This is a genomic window from Marinicrinis lubricantis (assembly GCF_042658665.1).
Taxonomy (GTDB): domain Bacteria; phylum Bacillota; class Bacilli; order Paenibacillales; family KCTC-33676; genus Marinicrinis; species Marinicrinis lubricantis.
The window spans coordinates 54,256-80,613 of sequence record NZ_JBHSQV010000183.1; the positions used below are offsets into that span (position 1 = coordinate 54,256).

Consider the following 26,358-nt stretch of genomic DNA (forward strand, 5'->3'; position numbering starts at 1 on the left):
GGATCATACAAGTTTGGAAAATTTAGATTGTTAGTTTCATCATAAAACCGATTCGGCGGCCTGTCCACTTTCCGAAATAGCCGTCGTCTTGTTACGATGGCGCAGGCGGGCAGCCAAGCGGCATATAGCCTTTTAGCGCAGCCACTTGTTCGCTGGAAAACGTTTCTTCCACCGGATAGGAAAAGCCGCATGCCGCACGGTAATACACCTTCATGTTTCCTTTTCTGGCTCCGACAACCTCCGGCTTCTTGAGCACGCGGCTTCCGCCGAGCGCGTAATTGTTGTAAAACTTGCCTCCCATCGGAATGCCTTGGATAAAGGCAAGCACTCCGACGTCATCCACGGTATTGTGCCACTCCTCCTGCGAAATCGTTGGCAAGGTGAACGTGTAGGAGAGACCCAATCGGGAAACCGATTCGTTGTGTTTGTTGATCCGATAGGCCAGTTCGTCCTCGATCGCGCGGACAATGGAGCTTCGGCGTACCTGCTCGAATCGCTCTGCGTCCTTTAGCAGCGCGATGTTCGTCTGCTGCCTAACGTCAGCCCGCAAGCCTTCGTGCCAACTCCGGCTTCCCGCATCGTAAGCGAGGACGAAATCGTCCAGCGTAAACGAAAGGCTGTTGCCCGCTGAATCGGCATAGGCATACGGCTTTTTCGCTCCCCAAACCGGTTTTCGTTCCGTGTTCCCGCTGGCACCCATCCACTCCTCCTCGGCATAGACATAGAAACCGTCGTACCCGATCACGACTATAGCCGGGATATACCGATTTAATACGCCTTGCGCAACGGGATCGTCAGCAATGCCGAAGTTAGTGTAAAGCGTCCGATAAAAAGCGGCAATTGCTTCGTCCTTGTTCAGCGCCACCCGCTTGACCGATTCGTATTGCGTCTCCCGTTGCTGGTTGGCATTGACGATTAGCATCCGCGCCGCGTCGTCTACCGCCGCGTCCAGCGCGGCGTTATACCGAAGCTCGGTGAGCAGCGCCTTTCGCTGCATGTCGACCTCGATCCGGTTTATCGTTGCAAACGGCAAGAAAATGAGCGCCCCGACAATGGCCCATTCAATCCATTTCATTGCGCACCATCCCGCCGTAAGGAATAAATATTTTATCGTTCGGACTGATGGCCTGGTTCAGAAAATCGAACAGGATCGTGCCGGGAGTCCGGTTCGTATTCTTAACCGTCACTGCAAAGGTGTCGCCAACTCGCAGCTTGTAGCGCCGCGACGGATCGTCTTTTTTAGCCGCGCTGTTCGGGAACAAAATAGGCAGGATCTGCGCGTTGTAGAACGCATCGTAATGTACTTCGTAGCTGCCCCGAAACGTCTCCGGCCTCGTCGGGTCGTCGTACACCGCTACGTATTTTTTGCTGCCGTGTTCCATTTGCACATCGAAGGTGTTGCCCGTTGCCGCGATGGCCTCCATAAAATCGTTGTACATGGTCGGTGACACATAACCTTTATCCCGTACCGCATCCACAAACGTGGTTGTCGCTTTCAGAACGACCAGTTCTGAAATATCGTCCTGCTGTTCGAATGCCGCAGAAATGGGATAAAGGTAGAGCAATAGAACGGCAATGAGCACCGCAAAAATTTTCGAAATACTGTTCATGGCATTCTCCTTAACGTGAGACGAAAATAAGGCGCAGCAGCTGACCGTACGCATCCCGCTGGGCGACTGCCGAATACCGGGCATTCAGATGAATGCCGGAGGGGGCGAACTGGTCCCGATCAAGCGGCGGTGCGTACCGAACGCCGTCCACCACGATTTCCGCATCTCCCGACTCCAGCCGGGCAATGGATTGCAATACTTCTGCGCCAGATGCGGTGCCGTCGCCGGAAATCGGTGAAAAGGTCATCTGCATGTTGCGGTCCAGCGACTTTCCCGATACATAGGCGGTAGCGTTCAGCGCGGCCCCGGTTTGAAAGAGCAAGAGTCCGCTCGTTACAGCCATTAGAAAAAGAAAACAGGCCACGCTCATCTCCAGCATCGTTCTGGGGGCATATTCCATTGATTTCCCTCCTTGAAAACACAGGGGCGTCCGTCAGTAGAGGACACCCCATAAGCGTTGTTATGGTGGAAAGGAACGCTTATTGCTGCCGGAATACGATACCGCGGATGACATTGCTGCTGTCGTGCACCAGTTGCGCCCGGAATTTGCCGCTCGGATTGACGTAGTTAATATCTGATTCATCGAGCGCATGACTGAGTTGCCCTGGCGCTGTGCCAATGACCGAACCATAGGTTACGCTGTCGATCGGAATGCCTGTATTGATTACTTTGCCGTACCATTGTCCGACCGGATTTTTCCCCGTGACGATCTGAATGCCAAACTGGTCCTGATCGCTGAACTTGCGCAGCGCGTTGACCACCTGGCTACCCGATAACGTCGTGTTGTCGTACACCGTAAACGCCGTCTGTGACAATTCCGTCTGGATATTGCTGAAATTGCTTTGCGCCGCTTTGGTTGAGTCTTGTGCGGAAATAAACAACACAACGGCGAGGGTAATGAGCGCGATGGCAAGAAAAATACCTGCTGCCATCACGAGTGCTTTTTGTGCGTTAGACATGAACCGATCTCTCCTTCAAGTAAATTAGGAAATTAAAAAGCACTTCCCGTTTGGAAAGCGCCGCAAGTTGACCGTTTACTGAATGCGCTGAAGCTGTTCAAAGTAAACGGACATTTGGTGCAGGCTGACGATAACGAGCGGAATGACCAGATAACCGAAAATAAGGGCCATCATTGGCGCAAATCCGATCCATTTTCCCCAGCCTGCCTTTTGCTCGATCAATTGCTCATATTCCTGTTTGCGCTGCTCCTGCGCGTAAGCCTGCTCTGACTCCAGGTCGTCGAACGCTTCTCGAATCGGCAGGCTTTGCGCCGCCAGTTCCAGTTTCTCGACCGTGCGGACGAACGGCAAAAACGGTGCATCCTCTTTGAGCTGCGCCAGCGCCTGCTCCGCGCCCTGTTCGAAATGAAGCAAGCAGGTTTGCAGCGGTTCCTTGAACACGCAGGCAAACTGCTCCATCCAAATGAGCAGATGCTCGACCGACATCCGATCCATGTCCGCCAGCATGGCGATGACCGCATGCAGTTGATCCACTTCATGCTTCATCTCCATCTGCCGCATTCGCCGCTGAAACCACCGAACGCCGACCGGCATGGCGTAGCCGCCCCATCCCGCGAGAGCGGCAAGGAGCGTTTCCCACCACTTCACATATTGATTGTCCAGCTTCGCGAGCTTGCCCAGAATGCGCCGAGTCGTTGCACGAAGCTGATCGTCCTTGTTTAATGCTGGCGATTCGCTGCGGAGCAAGGTCATAATCGTTTCTTCGGTGCGGTGCTTCACCTCCTTTGCGCGATGAATGATGCGGCGGTCGAGCGCCGCCGCATCACGCGCCTTGGCTTCTTCCTCAGGGGAAAGCTGGCCGAACAGGATGCCCGACTTCACTGGCGCATACAGAATTTGATGCCGACTTGCGGCATGCAGCGCCATAAACATCCCAAGCACAACCAAAAACGCCATGCCTCCCGCCACGATGCGCTGTACATAGAGCCATTCCAGCCGAAGCGGCGATGCGGTTTCCTTGAGCAACTTGACCATGCGGTCGGCTTCTCGGGAACCGGGGACGGGGCCGAAGCGATGCACAAGCCAGCGCATCCATGACCACTCGTACACCCGTTTCTCCCATCTTTTTCGGCTGGTCGGCTTTGGACTCACGTCCAGCTCCTGAATGTTGCGCAGCAGGACGTAGGACAGCCAAACGACCGCCATCAGACCGATTTTCACGATCCAGCCAGCGGTGCTCGCATAAAAAGCGTCCATCGCCGGAAAGTAGTGGCTGGCCCAAGCTTCAATCGGCCGGGTAAACAGCAGCGGCAACAGCGCGATGGCGGTCAGTCCTTGCAACAGGAAACTGAGCCGTTCACGGCGCAACAGTTCCAGATTCAGTTCGGTCGCGAGCTTCCCGAGCGCCTTCAAGTACACGGAGCCGGTTGCAGTACGTTTGTCGCCGTACTCTTTCACCAAATGCGACAGCCCGGCCAAGCCCTGCAAATAGCGATTCGGCGCGCTTTCGATGTACTGCGCCAGACGCTGCTCAGCGTCGCTTGCCGTCAGCACTTCGTATATTTCGTGTCCATGCAGCGCCATCTCATACGGCGCACCGTCCGCCGCTTCGTAAATGGCTTCCTCCACCATCCCATGACGATGATAGTGGTGACGCACATCCGAGAAAAAATGCCGAAGTTGCCGTAGCAGATGCGTTTCCAGACGATGGACGAGGTTGTCCGAAAAGATGCCATGGCCCACCCAAAAGCCGATGGCGATCATGCCAAGCGTGGCCGGGTCGCGCACACCGAGTGCCAGCGGAACAGCCGCTGCAAGTAGCACGCCCCATATGAGGAGTGCTGTTTTCATCGTCTCCAGCCGCAGCTTCCATTCGTCGCCAAGCTGGAGAATGGTCATTCGTTTGCGGAGTTGAAGCACATAGGCGCGCAGAATCGGCACGCGTTCGCATAGGCGATACATCTGCTGCATGACGCTATACAGTGCATGCTTCTTATTGACTTTGCCCGGCTTGCGCAACGCTTCATACTGCCGAACAGCCTCCACGTCCGAACCGTGACGGGATACCCATTGAAACGCCGCTGCCATCGCGAGGAAAAGCACCGTCGCCACACCGAGCAATAGGGACAGCCATTCAAGTTTCATCGCCATCCCCCCAATGAACCGCCAAAAACGCCTCGAACGCCGCCTGGTCCGGCCCGGCGAGGCAAGCAGCGATTTCCTTGCGGCTTTTCTCGGATAGCGGATGAACAGCGACATACCGTCCGTCTCGGTATTCGATGACGTTGCGCGCGACATAAAGCGGGCGATCCGTCGTGCGGCGGAAGTATTCGAGCATCGTCTCCATAAACGCCGTCATTTTCTCTTCGGTCGTTGGTTTGTGACGGAACGAATCCGGGTAGGCCGCCTCCTGCTCTATCGGGACGCATTCCGTAATGCGCTCGATATAGCGATGACCGTCCGTGTCCCGTCTCAGGTGAATGTCGAAGTTAATGACATTGACGACCTGCTGCTCGGCCACTTTCTCGTTTGTAAACACCCTTGTTTTCAGCAACGAATTGCGCAGCGAATAGACGAGATCACGGAATGTTTTAGCGTGATGCGTAAACAAAGTAAACAGCGAAGCGACCTGCGCCATCTGCACCATCCAGGCGGCAACCGGGTCGGTCGCCACTTCACCCAAAATATTGACCGAGCCGTCCGTTTTTTTCTGAATGTCCAGCCCGTCCTGCCCGGAGATTGTTTCCGTTTCCCGCAAGCTTAAAATGTTGCGATCCCGGTAAATTTTCCGAAGTTGAAGCTCAAAGCTCATTTCCTGCACCCGAATCGGCAAAATAGCCGGAATGTAGCGCACCATCGCCATTAAGAGCGTCGTCTTGCCGCTGCCTTGTGCGCCGGTAATGGCCGTAATGCGCTCGCCCATGACCAAATATCGAATCAATCCAATCGGAAGCTCGGCATGATTGTCTTGAATCAACTGTTCGAGCGTAGCGTTTTGCACATCGAATTTGCGCACAAAAAAAGCCCACGATTCACTGAACCGGGGGCGCAACACGACGACGCGGGAGCCATCCGCCATTTCGTTCACCTTAAAGCCGTTCGCTTCGGACAATTGGCCGGGAAAATTATGCTTGTACACATTCTGGCACACGCGCCTTAGCTCTTGTTCCGAGCCGAAGGACAGAAAGCTCAAATGAATAGACTTTCCTTTATAAAACAGCCATACGCTGTCATGCGACCTTGGCACCTCGCTAAGTTGCGCTTCTTCCTCCAAGCTCCACTCGCCTTCCCACATCGCGGGCGGGATGCCGGACACGCCGCCCGATACGCCGTCGATTTTCATGTCGCGGATTTCGTCGATGACGCTAAATCCTTTGTACTGTTGGTATATCCGCTGTACGACGATCTGCGTTTTGTCTTCGGCGGACAGCTTGCGCACTTCCCGCTTGTAGATGTCGCGGATTTCATCAGCGGTCATCCGGTAAGATTCGATTTCTTCGTCTTCCATGCTCCGTTTGGGGCGATCCAGTTCGTATTTTTGGATCAGTTCGTCCAGCGCCCTCAAGCGATGTTGTTTCTTATATAGATAGAGCAGGATGTCAAACTGATCTTGCGGCGTGAGCGCTTGCGGATCGTCAAACGGCAGAAGCCGATTCAAGTTATCGTCGTCCAGGTTGTAGCGCTGTCCGAGCAAATCGGCGATCACTTGCTTCACATAGGCCTTGTCCCGCAAATCACCGGATGTACAGCCTCGCAGCGCTTTTTTCAGTTCCGCGCGCTTGTTTTTCCGGCGGCGGTATTCTTCTTCCGACAAGCCGAAGTCGATCAGGTTGCTGCTCGTCATCTCATGCAGCGCCACTTTCACAAACGCAGTCATCGCTTCCAGCGTATAGACTGGCTTTTCGTCCGGCTGCTCCGGCAAGCGGCGGCTCATGCGCAAATAAAGCAGGACGCCGACCGCGATGAGGATGCCTGCAATGATCAATCCGTTCAAAACGAACATCATTAGCCATCGTCCTCCTTCCCGCCGAAATGAGGATTGCTTAAACCAGCATACTGGATGATCGCCTGCGCTAACGCCCGCACTTGTTGCATAAAGAGGTTGTTTTCATGATCGCGAGGCACCTTCCGGTTGCGAAATAAAAAATGAATAGCGTCTCCTTGCTGGGCGGCATCGAGCCAGCCCGTATTATGGACAATCGGGTACGCAGGCTCCCGACGGTAAAACTGGCGCATGATGTTTTTGATAGTCAACGACGAGCGAGGATCAACTTGTCCGAAAACGAGCAACAGTTTCCGGTTGGACAGAAGCTGCGCCTCCACCAGCGGAAAAGCCTGCTCCAATTTGAGTATATTTTGCGGCAAACAGACGACCAGCAAATCCGCCTGATGCAGCAGACTTCGTGTCCACGCCGACTCATTGCCGCTTCCGCCATCCAATAACACCAGATCGTAAGCGCGCTTGGTCAGTTCCAAAAGCGAGCCAAGCCAGTCCTGTGCGGACGAAACAAACGATGCATCCGGCTTGTTCGATCCCGGCAGGATGTCAAGGCGCTCGGCGAGCAAAGGCAATGTGTAATTCCGCAGCAATTTCGGTTCGAGCTTGCGGTTTTGCAGTAACCTGAGTAGCGCGTCAATTCCTACGTCGGATGAGACGTCCGCTTTGTTTGTCCAAGATCGCCTTGGGTAAAATCCGCGTTCGAAGGCTGCATATTCGCTTTGCAAATGCCCGAGCAGCAAAAGACGCGAGGAATATTCGAGTCCGAGCAGAGCGGCGGCGGCGATCAGGTTGCTCGTCGTACCAGCCTGTCCCGAAACCGGACTCCAGAACACCACAGTAAAACCCATTGCTTCATCTCCTTTCGTGCAACATTACCGGATTTACGCGCGCCTTCGGGAGTGCGCCCATGCTCGCCGGGCCGTTTTGGCATCGCAATCAAACAACTGTTGTAGCATGTCCAGCACGGTTCGGCGATACGTCCCGGACAGCCGCCGGATATCGATGCGGCCATGATGCTGGTTGCCCAGCTCAACGGATAGATTCCGTTCGTCAAGCGGAAAGCGGAATACGGTGTCCCAGCGTACAGCTTGCTGCGGTAGCAGCGAATCGATATACGACTCGGGTATGGCAGTCGGCAAGGTGGGGATAATCAGTTTGTAAAAGGTGAGCGGCTGTCCCTCCGCTTCGTGAAGGCACAGCCGCTGCATCAGATTCGCATTCATTTGCATACCCAGCCGACTGTAATTGCTGCACCAAACCCGCTTGTCATAGCCCGGCAAGTCTCGTCCTTTCACAAATTCGGTGTGATCGGTGTCAAGTAGCATGACATCGTAAGCCGCTTCGCCTGTGGATTGAAGGACGGAGCGCTCCAGTTGCGCTGACGTGAGCAGCCCGGTCGCCACGTCGATACCTTCAAACTCCCGCAGCGAATAGCCGAATTCCACTTGCGGCAAATAGCCTTGCATCGACTGAGCGAGGGTGGAATCCACGATCAGCACCTTTCGCTCCAGCGCCGTGAGCAGCTTGCCCAGCACAAGGAGCAGGTGGCTTTTATCCGGCGCGCCGAAAAACACAACTTTTTTCATGACGGCCTCCTTCATTGATTAAAAATGTGCTCCAATTTATCTTCGCTGGCAGGCTCTCCCGACGGCGAAGCCGGCGCTTGCGGCGGTGATGGCGCTGGCTCTGTTTCCGGCCCATTTTCATTCGTTATTAACGAATCGGAAGGGGAAGGCAGCGGCTGCGCGGCTAGCGGTTCGCGATCAACCGTAACCGTTGTGTCCGCCGGTTGCGGCAGCACGGGTGTCGTTTCTTGCATGGCATTGCCTTGCTGCGTGACAATGCGCTCATTTTGCAGTTGCTGCTGAATCGTTACGCTGCCGCTTGTCACGCGCAGTTTGTCCGACTCGCTCATCGCTTTGAGATTGTCATCCAGTGTCGCGCGAAGCTTGCGGGCAAGCTCGGTTGTCGCTTTTTCGAGCAGGTTTGGGTCATGTTCCATCAAATCAAGCACCTTCGGATTGGCGGGATAATTGACCACAGCCGCTTCCTGCAACCCCGGCTCGATATAAGGCAGGGCATAGAGACGAGCGCCTTGCAAGTAGGCATCGATAATCGCGCTTGACGTTTGCAAAATATCCCGCTCATTCATTTCCAGCCAAATGACCGTACCCGATAGCTCACGCGCCTTTTTTTTCGCCAGCAGGACAAAATCTTCACCTGTCGGGAAGTTGATTCGCACGTCAATGTACTGTCCCTTTTGTAGATTGGAGGGAAGCTGAATGACATGAAACTCCTGCACCCTCAAATCCTTCGGAATAGGCGAACTTTCATACAACATCGATGGCATCAGCGGCGTACCGGGCAGCAATTCAATTTTGGCGCTTTTGCCGATGGCAGCTTCGCGTTTGGTAATCATACCGGACGGCACCAAACTTACAGGCATCGGGACGGACTGAAGATCATTCGCCGTCACGATGCCGCCGGCCGGGATGGTTCGCCCTACGGTCCAGACGCTTCTGCGCGATTGTTCCTCCATCGTTTTCAGTTCCTCAATTTGCCTTTCATAGTGTTCCTTCATTTGTTGGTGATTCTGTTGCTGTTCCGATTGCCGGATCAGAGAATAAATGACTGCAGCCACAAGTAAACCTACGCTTATGGCGATTGCGGCGATAATCAGCGTCTTACGGTGTCGATAAGTCCACGACATCGCTCACGTCTCCTTTCAAACCGAGAATGAAATGCTATCGAAAGTTTTACCGGGCTTCGTCACGGCGCTTCGGCTTTTGCTGGGTTGAAGACTGATGTTGTTCCAGCTTTTCTCGCGCCCATGCGGGCATATGCTCCGGTTTTATCAGACCCATAAAATCTTCCCGATTCCAGCGTGACTCCTCCCCGGAATACAGATTTAACACGTAGACGGCGCGACCTCGGGAATAGGCAGAGGTGCCAAAACCGCTTTGTGCCAATACAAGCTGGTTAACAGCGGTGCGATATTCGGGACGCAACCGTTCCGGTCGGATGACGACGACCTGGTTGTCAATGCGCATGTCTTCGCGAATGGGCTGACATTGGGATTGTGTAATTGTAGATAAGGGTGCTTGGGCGCTTGCCCGTTCTTCTTTGAGATCCTCCAGTTCCCATTGCACACGGGAAATAAAGTCATGCATGGCTTCAAGGTAATCCGCGCCGGCCGCAATCGCGTAATATTGTTCAACACCCAAAGAATTGTTTCGGGTGCAGGTACATACCATGTACGGACGTTCGGCATTGCTTTCGTCTATGCCAAGCAACACTTCCACCTTGCCGATGGAGATGGCCTGATAGACTTCGTAGTTGTCCACCATTCGCTTCATTTCTTCCATCGTCCGTCTTCCTTTCCTGACAAGTTACGCTCTTCCTTCGTTCTCCGGCTTCGTTTTGATTGACCGTTTTCACGAGATTCCTTTTTTCGCGTGCGCGGCCCCTCGGTCTCATCCTCCAAAACTTCAATGCGGTTGAAACCCGGTTTTTCTTGCATCAGGCGCTCATACTGACGACGCCTCCCTTTTGTGAAATACACCATGTATCGCCTCCCAAAAAAGTGGGCATAAAAAAGCTCTCCGTTATAGGGAGAGTGCCAACGAACAGGATAAGTATTAAAATACAAGTTAGCGTTCCTGTTCCCGCTGCCGCTTTTTATACCAGTTTTCCAGTAATTGAACGATCAGGTCTTCCTTTTGCTTTTGAGTAAACTCCCTCGGAAAGAAGCGGTCGATCCGCTCGCGCTGAATGGCGATCTTCTCTTTCTGGTTCGGCTTTTCCTCCGTAAGAATCGAGAAGATGACATCCACGTTAAGCCGCCCGTCCTGACTTAGCTTTTTCATGCGCTGCGCCTGCGCCAGCGAGGGGGTACAGTCCTCAGATTGCATCGTTTCGTAAAGGGCTTGCTGTTCTTCTTCGGCCAAGTAAGAAATCTCTACGGCCGGGTTAAAGGCGATTTGTTTATTGTCCACCATTTCAAGAATGGAGGGGGTCAGTTCAGTAAGTCGGATATAGCGCTGGATTTGTCTTCCACTTTCTCCTACCTCTCGACCAATAATATCGGCACTTTCCAACTTCCCGACAACTTGTCGGGAAGTTAAGTCGGTACGTTGACCTTGCCGATTCATCGCCTCCAGCTTCATCTTATAGGCGAATGCCTTCTCGCTTGGAGAGATGTTTTCCCGCTGCAAGTTACTATCAACCATAATGATAATCGCCTGATCGTCATCCAGCTCGCGAACAATGCAAGGCATCGTTTCTCTGCCCGCCAACTCGCTTGCTTTCTTGCGCCGGTGTCCTGCTACCATTTCATAGCCGCCGTCCGCCTTCAGGCGCACTAGGCCGGGAACAAGAACGCCGTATTGCTTCACGCTGTCCGCCATTTCCAGCATCGCTTCATCCGCCTTCACTTTGAACGGATGACCGTGGAAATCGCTGATTTCCGACAAAGGGATTTCCATCACCTTTTCCCGCTGCTCATCGGCACGGCTCTCTTCGGTAGAGAATAAATCATCGACTGTGGTCAGTTTGATGCTGGCGAGCCTGTCGTCTCTCTTTGCCAATGCCTTGCACCTCCTTCGTAAAGGCGGCATACGCCTCCGCAGCTTTCCCATCCGGGTCATGGGCATAAATACTTTTTCCCTTGGCACTCGTTTCCGCCGCGCGAATGGATAAAGGGATTTCAGTGTTGAACACGCGCAGCTTGTCCCCGTAATCGCGCCTAAGAACGAGCGCAATATCTTTGGCGAAATTGGTGCGGCTGTCCACCATCGTGAGCAGCACGCCGTCCAAAACCAATTTTGGATTGATCTGCCTGCGTACTCGGGCAATCGTCTGTAACAATTGCGTCATTCCCTTGGCCGGCAAATAATGCGCCTGTACGGGAATAATGACGCTATCCGCAGCCGCCAGCGCATTGATGGTCAACATACCCAAACTCGGCATACAATCAATCAGTACGTAATCGTAGTCGGTTTTAATGGAGTCGATGTATGAACGCAATATTGTTTCTCTGCTCATCGTGTTGACGAGTGATACTTCAACAGCAGACAGTTCAATGTTGCCCGGCATCAGGTCAACGCCTTCATGGTGATGCAAAATACCTTTCCGCGCTTCATAGGGTTCTTCCAGCATCGTTTTCACCAGCAACGTAGCTAACGATACCGACAGATTGTCCGGTTCATGGAACCCTAACGAATCCGTCAGGTTGCCTTGCGCGTCCGCATCGACCAGCAAAACCTTTTTCCCATCGGCAGCCAAACCAATTCCCAAATTGACCGCCGTTGTCGTTTTGCCCACGCCGCCTTTCTGATTGGCTAGGGCGATCACCTTGGCCATCCCGCATGTCTCCTTTCATGCAAAAAGCCGGTTGCGCTGAATATTTCAGGGCAACCGGCTTTTTGAATAGTATCTATATAAAAAGAGAACACCGCAAAAAGGGCGTTCTCTTGAATATTTCTATGTCACAGTGGCTTCATTTTCGAATTTCTCGCGGGCTTATTCTAACGAATTCAACATGTCTACACACACGACGTCCAAATCCATGTCCAAAACGACGGAAACCCCAATTTTATCTTTAAGCACCTTATTTTTGAAATCGCTGCCGTCCGCCGTGAAAGTCATAAATCGCGCAAAGTGTTGAAAACAAAGGATTTCTACGTATCGATTCGTTGCATTCCTATTACGCACTCCACATGGCTTGAGTGCTGGTCACTGTAAACTAAGCTGAAAGAAGAGCGGTGGGGGTGAATTTATAATGTATGTTCACCGAACCATCCGCTTTAACTTCAATCTTTTCGATAAACCGATGCACCATTTCAGGCGTTAGTTCATCTAGCTTCATAAACTGCTGGAGTTCTTTTTTCAATCGAATAATACTTTCCGCAGTGCCACCTTGTAAGGCTGATAACGCTAGGAGTTTCTCTTGCAAACTGGCAAGTTCAGCATTACTACTCTCCGTTGCTTGCTTATAATCGGCTTCTGAAATCGTGCCACTTGCTAAAAGTCTAATTAACCCAGTCTTCTCTTCCTTCAGCTTGTCAATACGCCTTTGTATAGACTGTCGTTGTTTCTCAGCTTGTTTTCTTGCTTGCAACGCTTTTGCCTCTAGTCGCCCCATGACTTCATTCTCATTGAGTGTTTCAGCCATATTGCGAATATCAGCTAGGATAACCTCTATGAGTTCATTTTCCTTAACGCTGTGCTGACTGCAAGCGTGTTTTCCATGCTTGTAATAGTTGCCGCATACATAGCCCTTGCGATAGTGGACATACCATAGAGCCTTGCCGCAATCAGCGCAGTAGAGATAGTTAGTAAACAGGTGTTTCTTTGCTTTGGGCTTGGCTTGTTGCCGCTTCCGCCCCGACATATACTGTTGTACAGCTTCAAAATCTTCTCTTGAAATAAGAGCAGGATGAGCATTTGGAACAACAATCTGTCTTTCCTTCGGAACGTCCTCACGGGCTTTTGATGTAACACTTCTTGTTGTTTGTCGCCCTTGCACAAGGTCGCCAACATAATGAGGATTGCTGAGAATAAGTTTGATTGTTGAGCCATGCCAAAACTGTCCTGCATTTTTCTTGTTTAATACTTGTCTAGGAGTAGGGTATCCCTCACGGGTTAAAGTCCGTGCAATAGCGTCAAAACCCTTTCCCTCAAGATACATGCGGAATATACGTCTCACTACATTGGGTGTTTCATCCTCAGCAATGACTAGCTTGTCATTTTCTACCCTATATCCATAAGGTGGTAATGAACCTTTGAACTCTCCTTTTCTAGCTTTACTGCTGAGAACTGCTTTGATTCGTTCAGAAGTTCGTTGGGATTCTTGTTCATACATCCAAGCGTACAAGCCGAACATGTTAGCGTTGCCTTCAAGAGTGTTTATTGCACCATCAGAAGTAATGATATGAATACGATTTTGTTCAGCAATGTCCCTGATTCGGTAGGATAGCCCGCCGTTGCGGGCGAGACGTGAAAGTTCTTTTGCTAAAATAACGTCAAACCTACGCTGTTCAGCGTCTTCAATCAGGCGTTGGAGATTTTCCCTCTTGTCGGTTGTCCCACTTTCAACGTCAACATAGAACTTGTAAACATCCCAACCCCTGTCTTCGATAATTTGGTAAAACATGTTTTTCTGATTTTCCAACGACTGCTTTTGTTCTTCTTTGTCTGTCGAAACACGGATATATACAGCACATCTCATAGTTACGCAACCCCTTCACTATGAGATGTATTGGCGTTACCATCATTATACTGTAAGTCGCCTTGTTGTTCCATAATTCTGTCAATCTCAGCATCAATCAACGGCAATAGCAGACTAATAAATGAATCGTTCCCATTAAAAGTTCTTTCGACATTCATTGTTATCATCTCCCTTGCTATCAATGGTCGCTCTATGTATTTGAAAAGGTGCGAACAGCAATAGATAGGCTGTAAAGAGGGTTTTGGAAAGTTTTGCCGAATAGTTCTACATACCTACAAACATTCATCAGGAGGGAATCAAAAGAAGTGCAACGTGATACTAGAACTACATTCAATCAGCCCAATAGGTCAGCGCCCGCCCAAGCAAACAGGGCTGTTAGCGGTCAATCTAGGGCGGCTAGTCCTCAAGTAAACAGGGCTACTGTCAGCCAAGCAGGGGGAGCGGGAGGTCAGTCGGGCGGCACAGGCAATGTCAATGCTGTTGCATGCCGCAAATGCAAGTCACAGCAAGTAGTAGCCAACAAAAGAGGGTACAGTTTTGCAAAATTGTTCATAACCCTTGGTCTTATGATTGTTATTGGCATTCTGCTGACAATGCTAAGCAGTGTTATGCTGTGGTACAGTTCTATTGCTAGTTCTGTTACAGGCACAGCGGTAGGTGCTTTTGGGATTATCGGGGTCATTAGTATGTCTCTTGCCTTACCTGTAAGTATCTTAGTCGGGTTCGTTGGGAGAAGTGAAATTGTCAACGGCTGTATGAACTGCGGTTTCAAATGGCGACCTGCTAAGAGGAAGTAAAATTTGATGGGGGTGGGTCAAAGTTTGATGTACCCCGCCGCGTTGGTTTTTATCATGGGGGATTCACAATACTCTTACAAATTGAAAGTCATTATGTATAATAACGTTGTGAGAGGTAAAGAAGCCCGAAGGCTTCTCGCCCATCAATGTTGGTTAGTGGTCGCTTCCTGTGTCAGCAGGGAAAGAGCCGTTCCTGTTTCAACGGGGGCGGCTCTTCTCCTTTTCAACCAATATATTTTGGGTTATAAAAGGGGTCGAAATGGGGTAAGAATCGCGGTTGGAGCAGTTTTTGTAACCCATTTGGGTTGCAAAAGGAGGATATTCGGAGTAAAAAGGGGTTCAAAAGTATTTGCTTAGGGGGTGGGTCAAAATTTGATACACCCCCGTCAATTATTGAACAGTTATACATACGATTAAAGGACTTGGTAGAACGGGGAATTTTGATAGGCAGGGGCAAACAACTTTTGCAATTGCGCTTGCATTTCTTCCTTGTATAGTTCAAATACTTCGGCGGGGTGCGGGTCTAAACTTTTAGAAGCCTGATATTGCAAGTCTCGTAATCGCTCTTTGACCTTTCGCCCCAACTCGTTCCATAACTCAGGTTGTTCTTGCAGACCTATAAGCATCAACCTGTCAGCCGCCTTCATATCAGGCGGGAAGGAAGCGGGAAAGGTGAAGGTCATGCCTTCGTATGGATTGATGAAATAGTCGTTCTCATCCTTAAACCTTGACCGTTGTATCTCAACCCGCCACCAATGAGGATGATTTTGAGGTAAGGTCTGACGTTCTTTATATCCCTTGTCATAGAAGTTTATGCGCTTGTCTCCGTTGCCACTCCCCAGAGTTATGGATTCCAACTTGCCTGAAGGGGCATAATAGACCGCTTTCTTCATGGTACGGGGGGTACTGATTGAAAGACTGGACAAGTCATAGCCGTGATAGTCAACCGCAAAATCAATTCCTGTCATGCGGGGATGCTTCATAAAAGCAATGATTTTCTGCATTTCTTCATAGGTATCCCGCCCATGTAATGTGTTGGGATTGAAGTCTAACCTAACATTTTCCTTCCTCTTTTCTCTACTATTTATCTGTATGAAACTTCCATCCACACACTTGATATTCGTATCGTAGTCGCCCTGTCGGGTACTCCCGTAAACTACATCAACATAGGGATTCAATTCTAGCGACTTCGAGAAGTAAGATAGGTCAGAAATGTAAGCCAATGCTGAAACACGGTCTATTGAGCATGTCACGTCTTTCAATCTTTTTCACCTCCCTTTGTCCGAAATGTACATTATTTACGGATGTTATATTGCCGTTTTAGTCAGCCGCTGGAAAGATAGCTTTAACGTCAAATTCCTTTGCCTGTAAGAAACGCTTCAACTCATCCTCCCGAATCCATACGGGCTTGAAAGATATTCCACGCACACCGCTAGGGGTCACTTCGTAACATAGACCTTCATTCTGACACCAAGACCAAATGCGTTGCATTGTGTAAACTCTCGTAGGACTAGCCTTAGTCATTAGATTAGAAATTTCGTTCAATGTGTACATTCGCATAATTAGCACCACCCTGTAACATAGTCGTGTAAACTTTGGGCATGGACAAAGTATGTCCCGCCCTCAAACCCCGCTTTCAGCTTTCCCGCCTGAATGAGCCGATGCACGGCGGCTTCAGTGTGCAGTCCTAGCTTGGTCATAGTCTCGGCGATGGTAAAGTTCCCTGAACGTACTACAACGGGCGTAGGGGCTTCCTGAAGGGCTATCCCGCTTCGGCTAGCGTACCTCTCAAGGCTTCTCACGATAATTCGTATCTTGCCATTCTCAGGCTTAGATTGCTCCAAGTACCCATGCTGGCTAAGTTGTAGAACCTTCTGCTCGGTCATACCTAGCATTGTTGCGGCTTCAGCGAGTGAGACCGTCTTACTGTTGATAATCATTGCCGCTACCTCCTGACGTATCATTAAGAATGAACTTCTTTAGCCCCGATTGCGGGATTCTGATGACCCGCCCCACCTTCACAGATGGAATAGTGTTATTCGAGACAAGCCTATGAATCGTTCGATAGGAAACCCGTAGTAGGTCTTTAGCTTCCTGCATTGTCAGCATTTGCTCCAATGCTTCCAACTCCTTTCAAATATTGTCACCCACAATATAGGTAATTGGGGCAGATGCAGAACACACAGAGCGTAGAGAGTAATAGAGACGTGTAATAAGTCTCTAGTAAGAAACCAAATAATCCGTTCTCATGAAGAAAAGCGGAGCATAAGCAAGCTAAGGAGATTGAGGGCTGTGATGATTGTATCTAGGAAAATAGGTCATATGCGGCGGGGAGGACATTAGCAAATAGGGGTACTTTCTAAAGCATTTATTTCGATAGGAAGGGAGGTATATTAGTTATCTTCATGTTAATAATAGAACCATCACGCTCCTTGTTTTGCCCCGCCGATATGGTTGGGGCTTTCTTTGTGCGTACAGAAGATATTCGCAAAAATTTCAGGCGGGTATGACAAGCCTTAACTTCGGCTAATAAGCAATTGCATTTACGGTAGGCACTGGGTGGGGGTACAACAAAGGACGACTATCAATAGCCGCCCCTAATTGAACTTATGGTCAAAAAAAGAAGCGGGACTTCTCCCGCTCCGTTGCTGTATACGCCAATACACCTCAACTATTAGTCTTTCCTGACCAACAGTGAGCAACACTCCACATGCCCCGTATGCGGGAACATATCCACGGGCTGCACCTGCAGCGTCTGGAAGCCGCCGTCCTCGAGGATGCGCAGATCGCGCGCGAGCGTGGACGGGTTGCACGACACGTACACGACGCGCTTCGGCTGCATCGCGATGATCGTCTCCAGCAGCGCGGCGTCGCAGCCCTTGCGCGGCGGGTCGACGACGATGACGTCCGCCGCGATGCCCTGCGCCCTCCACGCCGGGATGACCTCCTCCGCCGCACCCGCGGCGAAGTCGGCATTGCGAATGCCGTTCAGCTCGGCATTCGCCTTCGCGTCTTCGATCGCCTGCTCCACGATCTCGACGCCGTACACCTTCCTCGCCTTCTGTGCGAGGAAGAGCGAGATCGTGCCGATGCCGCAGTAGGCATCGATCACCGTCTCTTCTCCGGTGAGCTGCGCGTACTCCAGTGCTTTGCCATACAGCACTTCCGTCTGCACCGGATTCACCTGATAGAACGACCGCGCCGATATCGCGAAGCGAATCGGACCGATCGAGTCATAGATGACTTCGCGGCCCCACAGCACCTTCGTCACATCGCCCAGCGCCACGTTTGTCCGCTTCGTATTGACGCTTTGGCAGATGCTCTTCACCTGCGGCATCCGCTCTACGATGCGCCGCGTCCACTCCTCCACCTTCGGGATGCGGTCGCCGTTCGTGACGAGCACGACCATCATCTCGTCCGACACATAGCCCGTCCGCACCATCACATGGCGGAGCAGGCCTTTGCCCGTCTCCTCGTCGTAGGCGGTAATGCCAAGCTCCTCCCCGATCCGCTTCACCGTGCGGATCACATCGTCGTTCGGACCGTGCTGAATCAGGCACGTGTCCATATCGATGATGCGGTGGCTGTTCGCCGCATAGAAGCCGCCGACCAGCCCGCCCTCGCGCTCGCCAATTGGCACGAGCGCCTTGTTGCGATAGCGCCATGGGTCCTGCATGCCCAGCGTCGGCAGCACCTCCACGCCTTCACCAGCCACGGCTCCAGCCGCTGCCACAGCATCACCATCCGCTTCCCCGTTCACCTGCAGCTTGCCGATCTTCACGAGGTTGTCCACCACCTGCTTGCGCTTCATTCGCAGCTGCGCCTCATAAGACAGATGCTGGAGCTGACAGCCTCCGCACTGATCGTAGATCGCGCACGGCGGCGCCACGCGGTCCGGGCTCGCCTCCAGCAGCTGGGTCATCTTCGCATAGCCGTACTGCTTCTTCAGCTTCAGCACCTTCGCCCGCACCTTCTCACCCGGCAGCGCGCCATGCACAAAAAGGGTAAAGCCATTCACGCGCCCTACCCCTTGTCCGTCATGGGTCAACCCGATGATCTCGGTGACCACCTCTTCATTTTTCGCCACCGGCAAATCCGGCAGCTCCTTTTTCACCGTATTCGTTTTTCTTTTCCTCGTCTTCGTCATGCTATTCCGCCCACTATTTATAGTTAAAGTGCCATTATTTCATCTGTTCGTCATGCTCACGATCTTCCAAATCCTGCAGTTCATCTTTATTGTCACCATCGCAGGCTTCTGTATGCGTATCTGCGTGCTCCGCATGCTCGTGATGATCCCGATGCTTCTTCATATTGTAGCTGTACGTTCCCGTCTCATCCACGAGCACCGATATATGCTTTGGCAGCACCGAGAACGAGCACGGCAGCGTACCACCGAATTCGCCGTCCAGATTGAGCTGCGTGTAATCCTTTGACGACACCTCCACGTGCTTCGTCTGGAACGTCACGAAGTGCGAATCGTTCAGGTGCTCGCCCCGCAGTGCCAGCGTCACCAGCTTCACAAAGTCCGCCAAGTTGCATTTCTTCAGCAAAATCACATCCAGCAAGCCGTCATCGAGCGTCGCCATCGGCGCCAGCTTCTCGAAGCCCCCGACCGAGTTGCTGTTGGAGATCAGGAACAGCATGAACTGACCGTTCACCGAATACTCCTCGCTCCGAATGTCCAGCTCGATCGGACGCAAGCGCGGCAGCTTCTCAAGTCCCTTCATATAATAAGCGAGCTGCCCGACCATCGTCTTCAGACGGCTCGGCACCTCATACGTCAGCTCCGTCATTGAGCCGCCGCCGGCAATATTAATGAAGTACTTCTCATTCACCTTGCCGATGTCGATAACGCGGCTGTGCTGACGGATGATAATGTCGCAGGCCGCTTCCCAATTCTTCGGAATGCCGACCGCCCGCGCGAAATCGTTCGTCGTCCCGACGGGCAGAATGCCCAGCGCCGGACGATGCTCCTGCTCCGCCATCCCGTTGATGACCTCATTCAGCGTGCCGTCTCCGCCCGCTGCAATGATCATATCGAAGCCGCGCTCAATCGCGGTAGCCGCCGCCAGCGTCGCATCGCCTTCACCGATGGTCGCATGACAGGATGTCTCAATCCCTCCGCGCTCGAGACGATTCAGTATGTCTGGCAGACGTTTCTTCATTTCCTCCCGACCCGATGTCGGGTTATAGATCAGTCTTGCTCGTTTAACCATATTCTAGACCCCTATCCTGTTTTTTCCCCAAGAGCCTTGTGTACTTGTTTCTCTAACCAATTCACAATGTTCGGATGCGGCAGCATCGCTTTGCCGTTATAGCGGTATACACACCCGTCCAGCCGCTGCGGAACGACCCGATTCGTGAAATATCCCTCACTTAAGAAAAGAGGCGCTACAATGACCTGATAGTCCGGTTGACGAGTATTCCACTCCCGCACCTTCTGTCCCAGCTGATCCGGCAGCAGCATGCTGACGTCGCTTTCCGCGAATCCGCCCAACCGCTTCACCTGAGCCGCCAAGCTCTCCATTCCCCGCAGCCATGCCTGATGAAAGCCGTCCTCGTTGCTGCCGTGACCGACAAGCATCACAATTTCCCGTTCCGGCCGCTCCGACAACGGTTTGATTTTCTCATATAATATGTCCGCCGCGATCGGATCATCATCCAATGGCGAACAGAACGTCACTTTACCTTGTATACGAAAACGCTCAAGATCCGTTTCCAAGATCGGCGTATCCTTCACACCGAGCGCCCAGCTGATCTCATCGATGTGCGTACTTCCCGAAGACACGAACAGCGGCACGACAATGATGTGTGTTACCCCTGCCGCCTCCAAGCGGTCAATCCCGTCCTGTATGAGGCGTCCTTCCACCAACTCTAAAAAGGAGCATTCCACAGGCAACGACCTGGAAAGCTCCATCTGCTCCACCGCATCCGTCACCAGTCTGACCCATTCCTCGTCCCTGGATCCATGACTAATAACCAATACCCCGTATTGTTCCATCATATTCAGCGTCTTCCCTTCCCATGCAGATTGTTTGATCAATATGGACGGGATGCTGAGAATCTATAGGCTATCGTCCAAGACGCTCCAACGCCATTTTATACCCGTCATTGCCGTAATTCAAGCAGCGTTTTACACGGCTGATCGTCGCTGTGCTGGCTCCGGTCTCCGCTTCGATCTGGTTGTACGTGCAGCCTTTGCGCAGCATGCGGGCAACCTCCAGACGCTGAGCGAGCGACTGGATTTCATTTACCGTGCACAAATCATCAAAAAATGTATAGCACTCTTCAACATCCTTCAGCGTCAGGATGGATTCGAATAATTGATCGATTGATTTATCGTTCAGCTTTTTCAGTTGCATCAGCGTTCATCCCCTAATGATTAAATCTCTCTTGCCCTATCATACTTTATTTCGGTAAAATCTTCAAACGTTAAAAAGGTTGTGCATTAGCGGCCGAAAGAATACATTCCGCTCCCTTATCCATAATAGGCGGCTTACATAGGGATAATCATCCCAAAATACGGGCACAAGTCCATACCATCAGGATAAATGCCACATACAGTAAAGCATAAGACTCCTCATATGACTATGTTCTCGAATCAAATCAAGAAGTCGCAGCTGCAAGTTTACAGCGGGCGGCCCTTCTATGGTTGCAAAAGAAAATAATAAAGGAAAAGGGTTGTGAAAACAATGAGTCAAATGCACCATCACAAATACGATGCCCATCGCGCGGCCAAGGCACGCACCTCTTCCTTTCTTGGGGGAGGGGGCTCCACGGGACAAAGCTATCCTACCGGTGGATTTCCCGGCCTAGGACCAGATTGGGGAGGATTCAGTGGTTCCAATCCCGGAAGCTTCGGGTCGGGCGGCAGCGGCCTATTCGGCGGCGGGGGAGGCGGAACCGGAGGCGGTTCCAGTCTCGGCAATTTCAGCTTCAATGATGTTAAGGGCATCATCGATCGTATGGGCGGCATAGACGGTCTTGTCGGGACGATCGGCAAAGTGAACAAAATGATGCAGACGATTAATCAAATGAGTCCGATGCTGAAGCTGCTGTTAGGCTCGTTCCTTGGTAAAGCGGGAACGACGGATGCCGATGACGAGATTGATGAGGAAGCATATGTTCCTCGCCGTAGGCGCAAAAAGAAAAAGGCACGCCGAGCAGTTTCCCAGAAAAGAAGAACCTCCACTCGCCGCCGGAAGTGAGCAGGCACACGAAAAGCAAGGCGCCAATAATTCTTGGCGCCTTGCATAACATTCATAGCTATTCAGTGTTCATCATTCCCGTTCTCTGCCGCCCATTATAACGGCAGCTCACTATTCAATCCCGATGGGGATGGCTCATCCATCAAGTCCGATTCGAATTCCACATTCGAGCTCTGCGGAACGACCTGAATCCACGTCTTCCCCGGAACAAGCGGCATCTCTTGGCCGCTCTCATCATAGGCGCGGATCATCCCGTTTCGATATTCCCACGTCACCTCGTTCATTTGGCCCTTCTGCAGCAAATATCCCTCACCCGGACCGAAGATATCGACCTCCCGCCGTCCAGCACTATCGGTGACCGTATGAGCAGCCCGGCAGATGAGCACGTTCATCGCGCTGAGCGGAGTCTCGGTTTCCTTGTCCACATGCGGCTCGCCTGCCATAATCCGATAATACAATCCATCCTCATCTGAATATTCGTAAGCGACCTGATACCCCTGCAGATAGTCCATTGTCACCTTCGCCACAGCTTGTCCGGCGATGACATCATCCGCTTCCGTGAAGACAGGCATGACAGGCTCCCATACCTCGCGAAATCCTCGATCCTCCGCGCCTTCCGCAATTTTTTCCAAGCTGGTATATAAGTTGTGCGGCGCTTTCCGTTCATCCGACCGCCAATAATACTCATGATCGCCATAGACGGCATCTAGATGATTCAGTTTTCGCGCACTGAGCAGATTCATCGCATCCTGACTCCATCCGGCATGCACGATAACCGCATCAAGTCCATCCCCAATCTCTACGAAATAAGGACGAATGCTGCGTACAGGTCCGATGACCTCCGCATCTTCACTATGGTAAATGGCCACGAAGCGTGTAATCTCGCCTTCAGCCAATATCTCATATACGATATCTGCGTACTGCAATCCGGACTGCGGACGCGCTGCAGGTGAATTTTCTACCATAATCGAAACCGGCCTCTGCTGCAAATGATCCTCTGTACCGAGTCCAGTAAGCGGTGCTGTAAATGGATATACCACGGGCACTTCCTCTTGAATCGGTTCCTCTACCGGAGGCTTCTCCTCTACCTGCGGATTCTGCACCTCCGTCGTCGCATTCCCACAGCCAGCAGCAAGAACCGCCGTCAATGCCAGCATGCTTGTCCATTTTCCGAATCGCTTCATTCTGTCCTCTCCCCTTTGTCGTTCCTTATTAAAGCTATTTTTATTAAACCACAACCATTCTATCCATGAAAGCATTGCTTTGCTTCGGACCGCCGCCTTTGGCCTCCGTGATGATAAGACAATACGTGTTTGGCAAAAATCTGCCGATGTAAGCTGTCCCATATAACCTGCACTCAATTTATTGTGAATATTTTCACAAATTAGTAACAAATCCATCACAAATTGTGATTTTTTTCACAATTTTATTCTCTCCCCCATGCTATTCTATAACTGTAAAGAGGAGATACAAAAAAACAAGCAGTAACGCACTCCTTTTTACCTTATCCAATCTACAAGCTAATTCAATACCATGAAGGAGTGATTGATATGTTTATTCGATTTTTAAGAGAGAATGTGTACGCCGCCGGTGCTCTGCTTCTAATTAGATTATATCTCGGTTGGGAGTGGATGACCGCGGGTTGGGGCAAAATTACAGGCGGGTTCGAAGCAGAGGGCTTCCTGCAAGGCGCGATTGGCAAAGCGGCAGGCGATCATCCAGCGGTGCAAGGCTGGTGGGCATCGTTCCTAGAGCATTTCGCACTGCCGAATGTCGGACTTTTCAACTTCTTGGTACCTTGGGGAGAATTTCTAGTAGGGATTGCTTTACTGGCTGGTCTCTTCACTACCTTTGCAGCCTTGATGGCAGCGGTCATGAACTTTGCCTTTCTTTTCTCGGGAACAGTAAGCACCAATGCTCAAATGGTTCTGCTGGCCATGTTCATCCTCGTCGCTGGTGCGAATGCGGGTAAATTCGGTCTAGATTATTACGTACTTCCTTTCCTTCGGACGAAAGTAAAAGCTCTCTTCCACAAAGAGAAAGGAAAAGGTGAGCACGACGCGAAAAAGGCGTTAGCTCATTAATCGATTCGATAACATCTCATTATTGGTTTATATATCTACCTCTCTCCACTCTTTGAGGAGGAACGGCCAAAGACCATATGGCTGTCCCTCCCATTTTTTTGCTTTAAATATGAAAAACGCCCCGCCTGATCACTCGATCGAAGCGAAGCGTTCTTATCTTAGTCATCGTTTAAAATGCCAAGCAGCTGAAGCAAATACAAGAACAGGTTAATAAAGTTCAAGTACAAGCTCAGTACCGCAAGCGGAATCATTTGATCCGGCACCCCGTGCTTATACTGCGAAATATCGTAAAGGATAAATCCAGAGAAAATCATAACCCCAGCAAAAGCGATCGTCAGTCCCATCGCACCCGTATGAAGGCTCGGCATGAAAATGCCAACGATGCTGAAACCGATCAGTGCCAGCACCCCTATCATTAGGAATCCGCCCAGGAAGCTGAAATCGCGTTTGGAATAATAAGCATACAATGTAAGAATCGCATAGATGGCAACCGTGATGACGAATGCCGCGGTTACAATACCTGCCCCAGCGCTCGTCGCATAATGGTAAATCGCTGGATAAATCGTAATGCCGCTAATCAGACAGAACGTAAAGACGAACCCGTAGCCCACCGCCTTGCGCTTGCGCAGCATGAAGGCTGAAATAATCATAATCAGTTGGACAATACCGAGCGGCAGGAAAATCGCCGGCGGCAGCATGGTGCCTACATACGCACCGATAAAGGCAATCAAAATCGAGAACGTAAACATTCTCATCAGCTTATGGAACGATTCATTATATGAACTTCGCTCCAACTCGCCAGAATAGGCTTCATTTCTGTATTCCATGTTTAACCTCCTAATCTTCTAATCCACTCTACTACGATTCAAAATGTTTTCAATTACTACCTATTTTATCATAATTATTTTTCAACATACCACTTTATTTCAAAAATTTGGTCAAGGCCTACCCTATTTTCCTTAATCAGGTAAATATTTCATGATATTAATTTTATGAGTAGACCAGCTTTGCTCCTTCACCTAGGTCCCCTCCCCTTTCTCCCTCTTCATCTAAGCAAAAAAAGTCCTGAATCATCCCCGCTGAAGGAGACGATTCAGGACATCTTCTTATTATCCGCTCACGCTTCGATTATTGCTGATTCTGCTTTGCTGCGTCCAAAGCTTTCTGGGCAATATCCTTGCGGTAATGCTTGCCTTCGAACTGAATCACTTCGGCTGCCGCATAAGCCTTCGCTCTCGCTTCCTCAATCGTCGCACCCATGCCCGTGATGCCTAGAAGACGTCCTCCGGCTGTGACGATTTGACCGTCCTTCGCCGCGGTTCCGGCATGGAATACGATCGCATTCTGAACGTCGTTCAAACCGCTAATCGGCAGTCCCTTCTTGTAGCTTCCTGGATATCCTCCGGATGCCAGCACGACACAGACCGCAGCTTCATCGCTCCACTCAAGCTCCAGCTCTTCTAGCCGGCCTTCGACCGTCGCCATAAATACATCGAACAAGTCCGTCTTCAGTCTTGGCAGGACTACCTGCGTCTCCGGATCACCGAAACGGCAGTTGAACTCGATCGTCTTCGGACCGTTCTCCGTAATCATCAAGCCGGCATACAGCACACCACGGAACGGGCGGCCCTCGCAGCACATCGCCTTCGCCGCAGGAATCAAGATGGTCTCAATCGCTTCATCGACAATCGACTGCGGCATATGCGGCACTGGAGAATAGGTGCCCATACCGCCCGTATTCGGACCCTTGTCTCCGTCAAAGACCGGCTTGTGGTCCTGGGACGGAACCATCGGACGCACCGTCTCACCGTCGACGAATGCCAGGATCGACATTTCCTGTCCCTGCAAATATTCTTCAATGACGACTTGATTTCCCGCTTCGCCGAACGCTTTGCCGACCATGATATCCTTCAAAGCCTGCTCCGCTTCTTCCATCGTCGCCGCTACGGTCACTCCTTTGCCCGCAGCCAAGCCATCCGCCTTAATGACGATCGGAGCTTGATGCGCATGGAGATAAGCCAGAGCGTCATCGTAACGATCGAAGCTTTCATAGGCCGCCGTCGGGATTTGATACTTCTTCATCAAATCCTTCGTAAACACCTTGCTGCCCTCAATGATCGCTGCATTTTTGCGAGGACCGAACGTCTTAATGCCTGCTGCCTCCAGTGCGTCCACCGCTCCTGCAAACAAAGGATCCTCCGGTCCGACCACCGCTAGATCAATCTTGTTTTCCTTCGCGAATCGGCACAGCTCTTCGAACTGTGTTTCCTCGATCGATACGCAATCGGCCATTTCCGCAATGCCCGCGTTACCAGGGGCACAGTATATTTCGCTGACCTTCGGACTTTTCTTCAGCGCCCAAACGATCGTATGCTCTCTTCCGCCCCGTCCTACGACTAGAACTCGCATGTGAGACCTCCTGTTCATCCGTCACAAAAAATAGTCGGAGGCTTTCGCCTCCTATATGCACCT

Annotated in this window: 27 protein-coding genes; 2 read left to right on the forward strand and 25 right to left on the reverse strand. The window is 51.3% G+C overall.

Annotated elements, in window-relative coordinates; translation table 11 throughout:
- Window positions 1-91: 91 nt before the first annotated feature.
- From ACFPXP_RS19775 to ACFPXP_RS19880, 22 genes are all read right to left on the reverse strand, one after another.
- Complete coding sequence (locus ACFPXP_RS19775; protein WP_379896122.1) at window positions 92-1,075, reverse strand: hypothetical protein; 984 nt, start codon at window positions 1,073-1,075, stop codon at window positions 92-94.
- Window positions 1,062-1,610 (reverse strand): hypothetical protein, encoded by a 549-nt coding sequence (locus tag ACFPXP_RS19780; protein WP_379896123.1) that lies wholly within the window; start codon window positions 1,608-1,610, stop codon window positions 1,062-1,064. The genes ACFPXP_RS19775 and ACFPXP_RS19780 overlap by 14 nt, the downstream gene beginning before the upstream one ends.
- 10 nt (window positions 1,611-1,620) lie before the next feature.
- Complete coding sequence (locus ACFPXP_RS19785) at window positions 1,621-2,010, reverse strand: hypothetical protein (protein WP_379896124.1); 390 nt, start codon at window positions 2,008-2,010, stop codon at window positions 1,621-1,623.
- Window positions 2,011-2,089: 79 nt separating this feature from the next.
- On the reverse strand, window positions 2,090-2,569 hold the full coding sequence (locus tag ACFPXP_RS19790; protein ID WP_379896125.1) for an ABC transporter permease: 480 nt from the start codon (window positions 2,567-2,569) through the stop codon (window positions 2,090-2,092).
- Between the two features lie 75 nt (window positions 2,570-2,644).
- Window positions 2,645-4,714, reverse strand: coding sequence for a hypothetical protein (locus ACFPXP_RS19795; RefSeq protein WP_379896126.1), 2,070 nt, complete (start codon window positions 4,712-4,714; stop codon window positions 2,645-2,647).
- Window positions 4,704-6,575, reverse strand: coding sequence for an ATPase, T2SS/T4P/T4SS family (locus ACFPXP_RS19800; RefSeq protein WP_379896127.1), 1,872 nt, complete (start codon window positions 6,573-6,575; stop codon window positions 4,704-4,706). Before ACFPXP_RS19800 ends, ACFPXP_RS19795 begins: the two co-directional genes overlap by 11 nt.
- On the reverse strand, window positions 6,575-7,417 hold the full coding sequence (locus ACFPXP_RS19805) for a hypothetical protein (RefSeq protein ID WP_379896128.1): 843 nt from the start codon (window positions 7,415-7,417) through the stop codon (window positions 6,575-6,577). The genes ACFPXP_RS19800 and ACFPXP_RS19805 overlap by 1 nt, the downstream gene beginning before the upstream one ends.
- 33 nt (window positions 7,418-7,450) lie before the next feature.
- A complete protein-coding gene (locus tag ACFPXP_RS19810; RefSeq protein ID WP_379896130.1) occupies window positions 7,451-8,155 on the reverse strand; it encodes a hypothetical protein in 705 nt (234 codons plus the stop codon).
- An 11-nt stretch (window positions 8,156-8,166) separates the two neighbouring features.
- The gene (locus ACFPXP_RS19815) at window positions 8,167-9,279 is read right to left on the reverse strand and encodes an SAF domain-containing protein (RefSeq protein ID WP_379896131.1); all 1,113 of its coding nucleotides are present in this window, start codon (window positions 9,277-9,279) and stop codon (window positions 8,167-8,169) included.
- 46 nt (window positions 9,280-9,325) lie between these two features.
- Window positions 9,326-9,934 carry a hypothetical protein gene (locus ACFPXP_RS19820; RefSeq protein WP_379896132.1) on the reverse strand — a complete coding sequence of 203 codons (609 nt, stop codon included), beginning with the start codon at window positions 9,932-9,934 and terminating at the stop codon, window positions 9,326-9,328.
- The gene (locus ACFPXP_RS19825) at window positions 9,922-10,134 is read right to left on the reverse strand and encodes a hypothetical protein (protein ID WP_379896133.1); all 213 of its coding nucleotides are present in this window, start codon (window positions 10,132-10,134) and stop codon (window positions 9,922-9,924) included. The genes ACFPXP_RS19820 and ACFPXP_RS19825 overlap by 13 nt, the downstream gene beginning before the upstream one ends.
- A gap of 85 nt (window positions 10,135-10,219) precedes the next feature.
- Window positions 10,220-11,155, reverse strand: a complete 936-nt coding sequence (locus tag ACFPXP_RS19830) for a ParB/RepB/Spo0J family partition protein (protein ID WP_379896134.1) — start codon at window positions 11,153-11,155, stop codon at window positions 10,220-10,222.
- Window positions 11,103-11,930 carry a ParA family protein gene (locus tag ACFPXP_RS19835; protein WP_379896135.1) on the reverse strand — a complete coding sequence of 276 codons (828 nt, stop codon included), beginning with the start codon at window positions 11,928-11,930 and terminating at the stop codon, window positions 11,103-11,105. The genes ACFPXP_RS19830 and ACFPXP_RS19835 overlap by 53 nt, the downstream gene beginning before the upstream one ends.
- Window positions 11,931-12,312: 382 nt before the next feature.
- Window positions 12,313-13,797, reverse strand: a complete 1,485-nt coding sequence (locus ACFPXP_RS19840; RefSeq protein WP_379896137.1) for a recombinase family protein — start codon at window positions 13,795-13,797, stop codon at window positions 12,313-12,315.
- A gap of 2 nt (window positions 13,798-13,799) precedes the next feature.
- Window positions 13,800-13,955 carry a hypothetical protein gene (locus tag ACFPXP_RS19845; protein WP_379896138.1) on the reverse strand — a complete coding sequence of 52 codons (156 nt, stop codon included), beginning with the start codon at window positions 13,953-13,955 and terminating at the stop codon, window positions 13,800-13,802.
- A gap of 1,052 nt (window positions 13,956-15,007) precedes the next feature.
- A complete protein-coding gene (locus ACFPXP_RS19850) occupies window positions 15,008-15,856 on the reverse strand; it encodes a hypothetical protein (protein ID WP_379896140.1) in 849 nt (282 codons plus the stop codon).
- A gap of 300 nt (window positions 15,857-16,156) precedes the next feature.
- Window positions 16,157-16,534, reverse strand: coding sequence for a hypothetical protein (locus ACFPXP_RS19855; RefSeq protein WP_379896142.1), 378 nt, complete (start codon window positions 16,532-16,534; stop codon window positions 16,157-16,159).
- Window positions 16,518-16,703 (reverse strand): helix-turn-helix domain-containing protein, encoded by a 186-nt coding sequence (locus ACFPXP_RS19860; RefSeq protein WP_230876310.1) that lies wholly within the window; start codon window positions 16,701-16,703, stop codon window positions 16,518-16,520. The genes ACFPXP_RS19855 and ACFPXP_RS19860 overlap by 17 nt, the downstream gene beginning before the upstream one ends.
- 565 nt (window positions 16,704-17,268) lie before the next feature.
- On the reverse strand, window positions 17,269-18,741 hold the full coding sequence (rlmD, locus tag ACFPXP_RS19865) for a 23S rRNA (uracil(1939)-C(5))-methyltransferase RlmD (RefSeq protein ID WP_379896144.1): 1,473 nt from the start codon (window positions 18,739-18,741) through the stop codon (window positions 17,269-17,271).
- A gap of 34 nt (window positions 18,742-18,775) precedes the next feature.
- Complete coding sequence (locus tag ACFPXP_RS19870; RefSeq protein WP_379896146.1) at window positions 18,776-19,810, reverse strand: diacylglycerol kinase; 1,035 nt, start codon at window positions 19,808-19,810, stop codon at window positions 18,776-18,778.
- A gap of 11 nt (window positions 19,811-19,821) precedes the next feature.
- On the reverse strand, window positions 19,822-20,598 hold the full coding sequence (locus ACFPXP_RS19875) for a sirohydrochlorin chelatase (protein ID WP_379896147.1): 777 nt from the start codon (window positions 20,596-20,598) through the stop codon (window positions 19,822-19,824).
- Window positions 20,599-20,665: 67 nt separating this feature from the next.
- A complete protein-coding gene (locus ACFPXP_RS19880) occupies window positions 20,666-20,956 on the reverse strand; it encodes a YerC/YecD family TrpR-related protein (RefSeq protein ID WP_379896148.1) in 291 nt (96 codons plus the stop codon).
- Window positions 20,957-21,286: 330 nt separating this feature from the next.
- On the opposite strand from ACFPXP_RS19880, the gene ACFPXP_RS19885 reads away from it, so the two are divergent.
- On the forward strand, window positions 21,287-21,802 hold the full coding sequence (locus tag ACFPXP_RS19885) for an aminotransferase (RefSeq protein ID WP_379896149.1): 516 nt from the start codon (window positions 21,287-21,289) through the stop codon (window positions 21,800-21,802).
- Between the two features lie 95 nt (window positions 21,803-21,897).
- Here ACFPXP_RS19885 and ACFPXP_RS19890 read toward each other — a convergent pair whose 3' ends face one another.
- On the reverse strand, window positions 21,898-22,986 hold the full coding sequence (locus ACFPXP_RS19890; RefSeq protein WP_379896150.1) for a DUF3048 domain-containing protein: 1,089 nt from the start codon (window positions 22,984-22,986) through the stop codon (window positions 21,898-21,900).
- Between the two features lie 366 nt (window positions 22,987-23,352).
- Here ACFPXP_RS19890 and ACFPXP_RS19895 point away from each other — a divergent pair, with 366 nt between their 5' ends.
- Window positions 23,353-23,886 (forward strand): DoxX family protein, encoded by a 534-nt coding sequence (locus ACFPXP_RS19895; protein ID WP_379896151.1) that lies wholly within the window; start codon window positions 23,353-23,355, stop codon window positions 23,884-23,886.
- A gap of 158 nt (window positions 23,887-24,044) precedes the next feature.
- Here ACFPXP_RS19895 and ACFPXP_RS19900 read toward each other — a convergent pair whose 3' ends face one another.
- Together ACFPXP_RS19900 and purD are read right to left on the reverse strand one after the other, a co-directional pair.
- Window positions 24,045-24,713 (reverse strand): Bax inhibitor-1/YccA family protein, encoded by a 669-nt coding sequence (locus ACFPXP_RS19900; RefSeq protein ID WP_379896152.1) that lies wholly within the window; start codon window positions 24,711-24,713, stop codon window positions 24,045-24,047.
- Between the two features lie 301 nt (window positions 24,714-25,014).
- Window positions 25,015-26,295, reverse strand: coding sequence for a phosphoribosylamine--glycine ligase (purD, locus tag ACFPXP_RS19905; protein ID WP_379896153.1), 1,281 nt, complete (start codon window positions 26,293-26,295; stop codon window positions 25,015-25,017).
- Window positions 26,296-26,358: the final 63 nt, after the last annotated feature.

Bases quoted from the DNA above. Each gene is read 5' to 3' on its own strand.
- ACFPXP_RS19775 (WP_379896122.1), bottom strand. From the start codon at position 1,075: ATGAAATGGATTGAATGGGCCATTGTCGGGGCGCTCATTTTCTTGCCG.
- ACFPXP_RS19780 (WP_379896123.1), bottom strand. From the start codon at position 1,610: ATGAACAGTATTTCGAAAATTTTTGCGGTGCTCATTGCCGTTCTATTG.
- ACFPXP_RS19785 (WP_379896124.1), bottom strand. From the start codon at position 2,010: ATGGAATATGCCCCCAGAACGATGCTGGAGATGAGCGTGGCCTGTTTT.
- ACFPXP_RS19790 (WP_379896125.1), bottom strand. From the start codon at position 2,569: ATGTCTAACGCACAAAAAGCACTCGTGATGGCAGCAGGTATTTTTCTT.
- ACFPXP_RS19795 (WP_379896126.1), bottom strand. From the start codon at position 4,714: ATGAAACTTGAATGGCTGTCCCTATTGCTCGGTGTGGCGACGGTGCTT.
- ACFPXP_RS19800 (WP_379896127.1), bottom strand. From the start codon at position 6,575: ATGATGTTCGTTTTGAACGGATTGATCATTGCAGGCATCCTCATCGCG.
- ACFPXP_RS19805 (WP_379896128.1), bottom strand. From the start codon at position 7,417: ATGGGTTTTACTGTGGTGTTCTGGAGTCCGGTTTCGGGACAGGCTGGT.
- ACFPXP_RS19810 (WP_379896130.1), bottom strand. From the start codon at position 8,155: ATGAAAAAAGTTGTGTTTTTCGGCGCGCCGGATAAAAGCCACCTGCTC.
- ACFPXP_RS19815 (WP_379896131.1), bottom strand. From the start codon at position 9,279: ATGTCGTGGACTTATCGACACCGTAAGACGCTGATTATCGCCGCAATC.
- ACFPXP_RS19820 (WP_379896132.1), bottom strand. From the start codon at position 9,934: ATGGAAGAAATGAAGCGAATGGTGGACAACTACGAAGTCTATCAGGCC.
- ACFPXP_RS19825 (WP_379896133.1), bottom strand. From the start codon at position 10,134: ATGGTGTATTTCACAAAAGGGAGGCGTCGTCAGTATGAGCGCCTGATG.
- ACFPXP_RS19835 (WP_379896135.1), bottom strand. From the start codon at position 11,930: ATGGCCAAGGTGATCGCCCTAGCCAATCAGAAAGGCGGCGTGGGCAAA.
- ACFPXP_RS19840 (WP_379896137.1), bottom strand. From the start codon at position 13,797: ATGAGATGTGCTGTATATATCCGTGTTTCGACAGACAAAGAAGAACAA.
- ACFPXP_RS19845 (WP_379896138.1), bottom strand. From the start codon at position 13,955: ATGAATGTCGAAAGAACTTTTAATGGGAACGATTCATTTATTAGTCTG.
- ACFPXP_RS19855 (WP_379896142.1), bottom strand. From the start codon at position 16,534: ATGATTATCAACAGTAAGACGGTCTCACTCGCTGAAGCCGCAACAATG.
- ACFPXP_RS19860 (WP_230876310.1), bottom strand. From the start codon at position 16,703: ATGCTGACAATGCAGGAAGCTAAAGACCTACTACGGGTTTCCTATCGA.
- rlmD (WP_379896144.1), bottom strand. From the start codon at position 18,741: ATGACGAAGACGAGGAAAAGAAAAACGAATACGGTGAAAAAGGAGCTG.
- ACFPXP_RS19870 (WP_379896146.1), bottom strand. From the start codon at position 19,810: ATGGTTAAACGAGCAAGACTGATCTATAACCCGACATCGGGTCGGGAG.
- ACFPXP_RS19875 (WP_379896147.1), bottom strand. From the start codon at position 20,598: ATGATGGAACAATACGGGGTATTGGTTATTAGTCATGGATCCAGGGAC.
- ACFPXP_RS19880 (WP_379896148.1), bottom strand. From the start codon at position 20,956: ATGCAACTGAAAAAGCTGAACGATAAATCAATCGATCAATTATTCGAA.
- ACFPXP_RS19885 (WP_379896149.1), top strand. From the start codon at position 21,287: ATGAGTCAAATGCACCATCACAAATACGATGCCCATCGCGCGGCCAAG.
- ACFPXP_RS19890 (WP_379896150.1), bottom strand. From the start codon at position 22,986: ATGAAGCGATTCGGAAAATGGACAAGCATGCTGGCATTGACGGCGGTT.
- ACFPXP_RS19895 (WP_379896151.1), top strand. From the start codon at position 23,353: ATGTTTATTCGATTTTTAAGAGAGAATGTGTACGCCGCCGGTGCTCTG.
- ACFPXP_RS19900 (WP_379896152.1), bottom strand. From the start codon at position 24,713: ATGGAATACAGAAATGAAGCCTATTCTGGCGAGTTGGAGCGAAGTTCA.
- purD (WP_379896153.1), bottom strand. From the start codon at position 26,295: ATGCGAGTTCTAGTCGTAGGACGGGGCGGAAGAGAGCATACGATCGTT.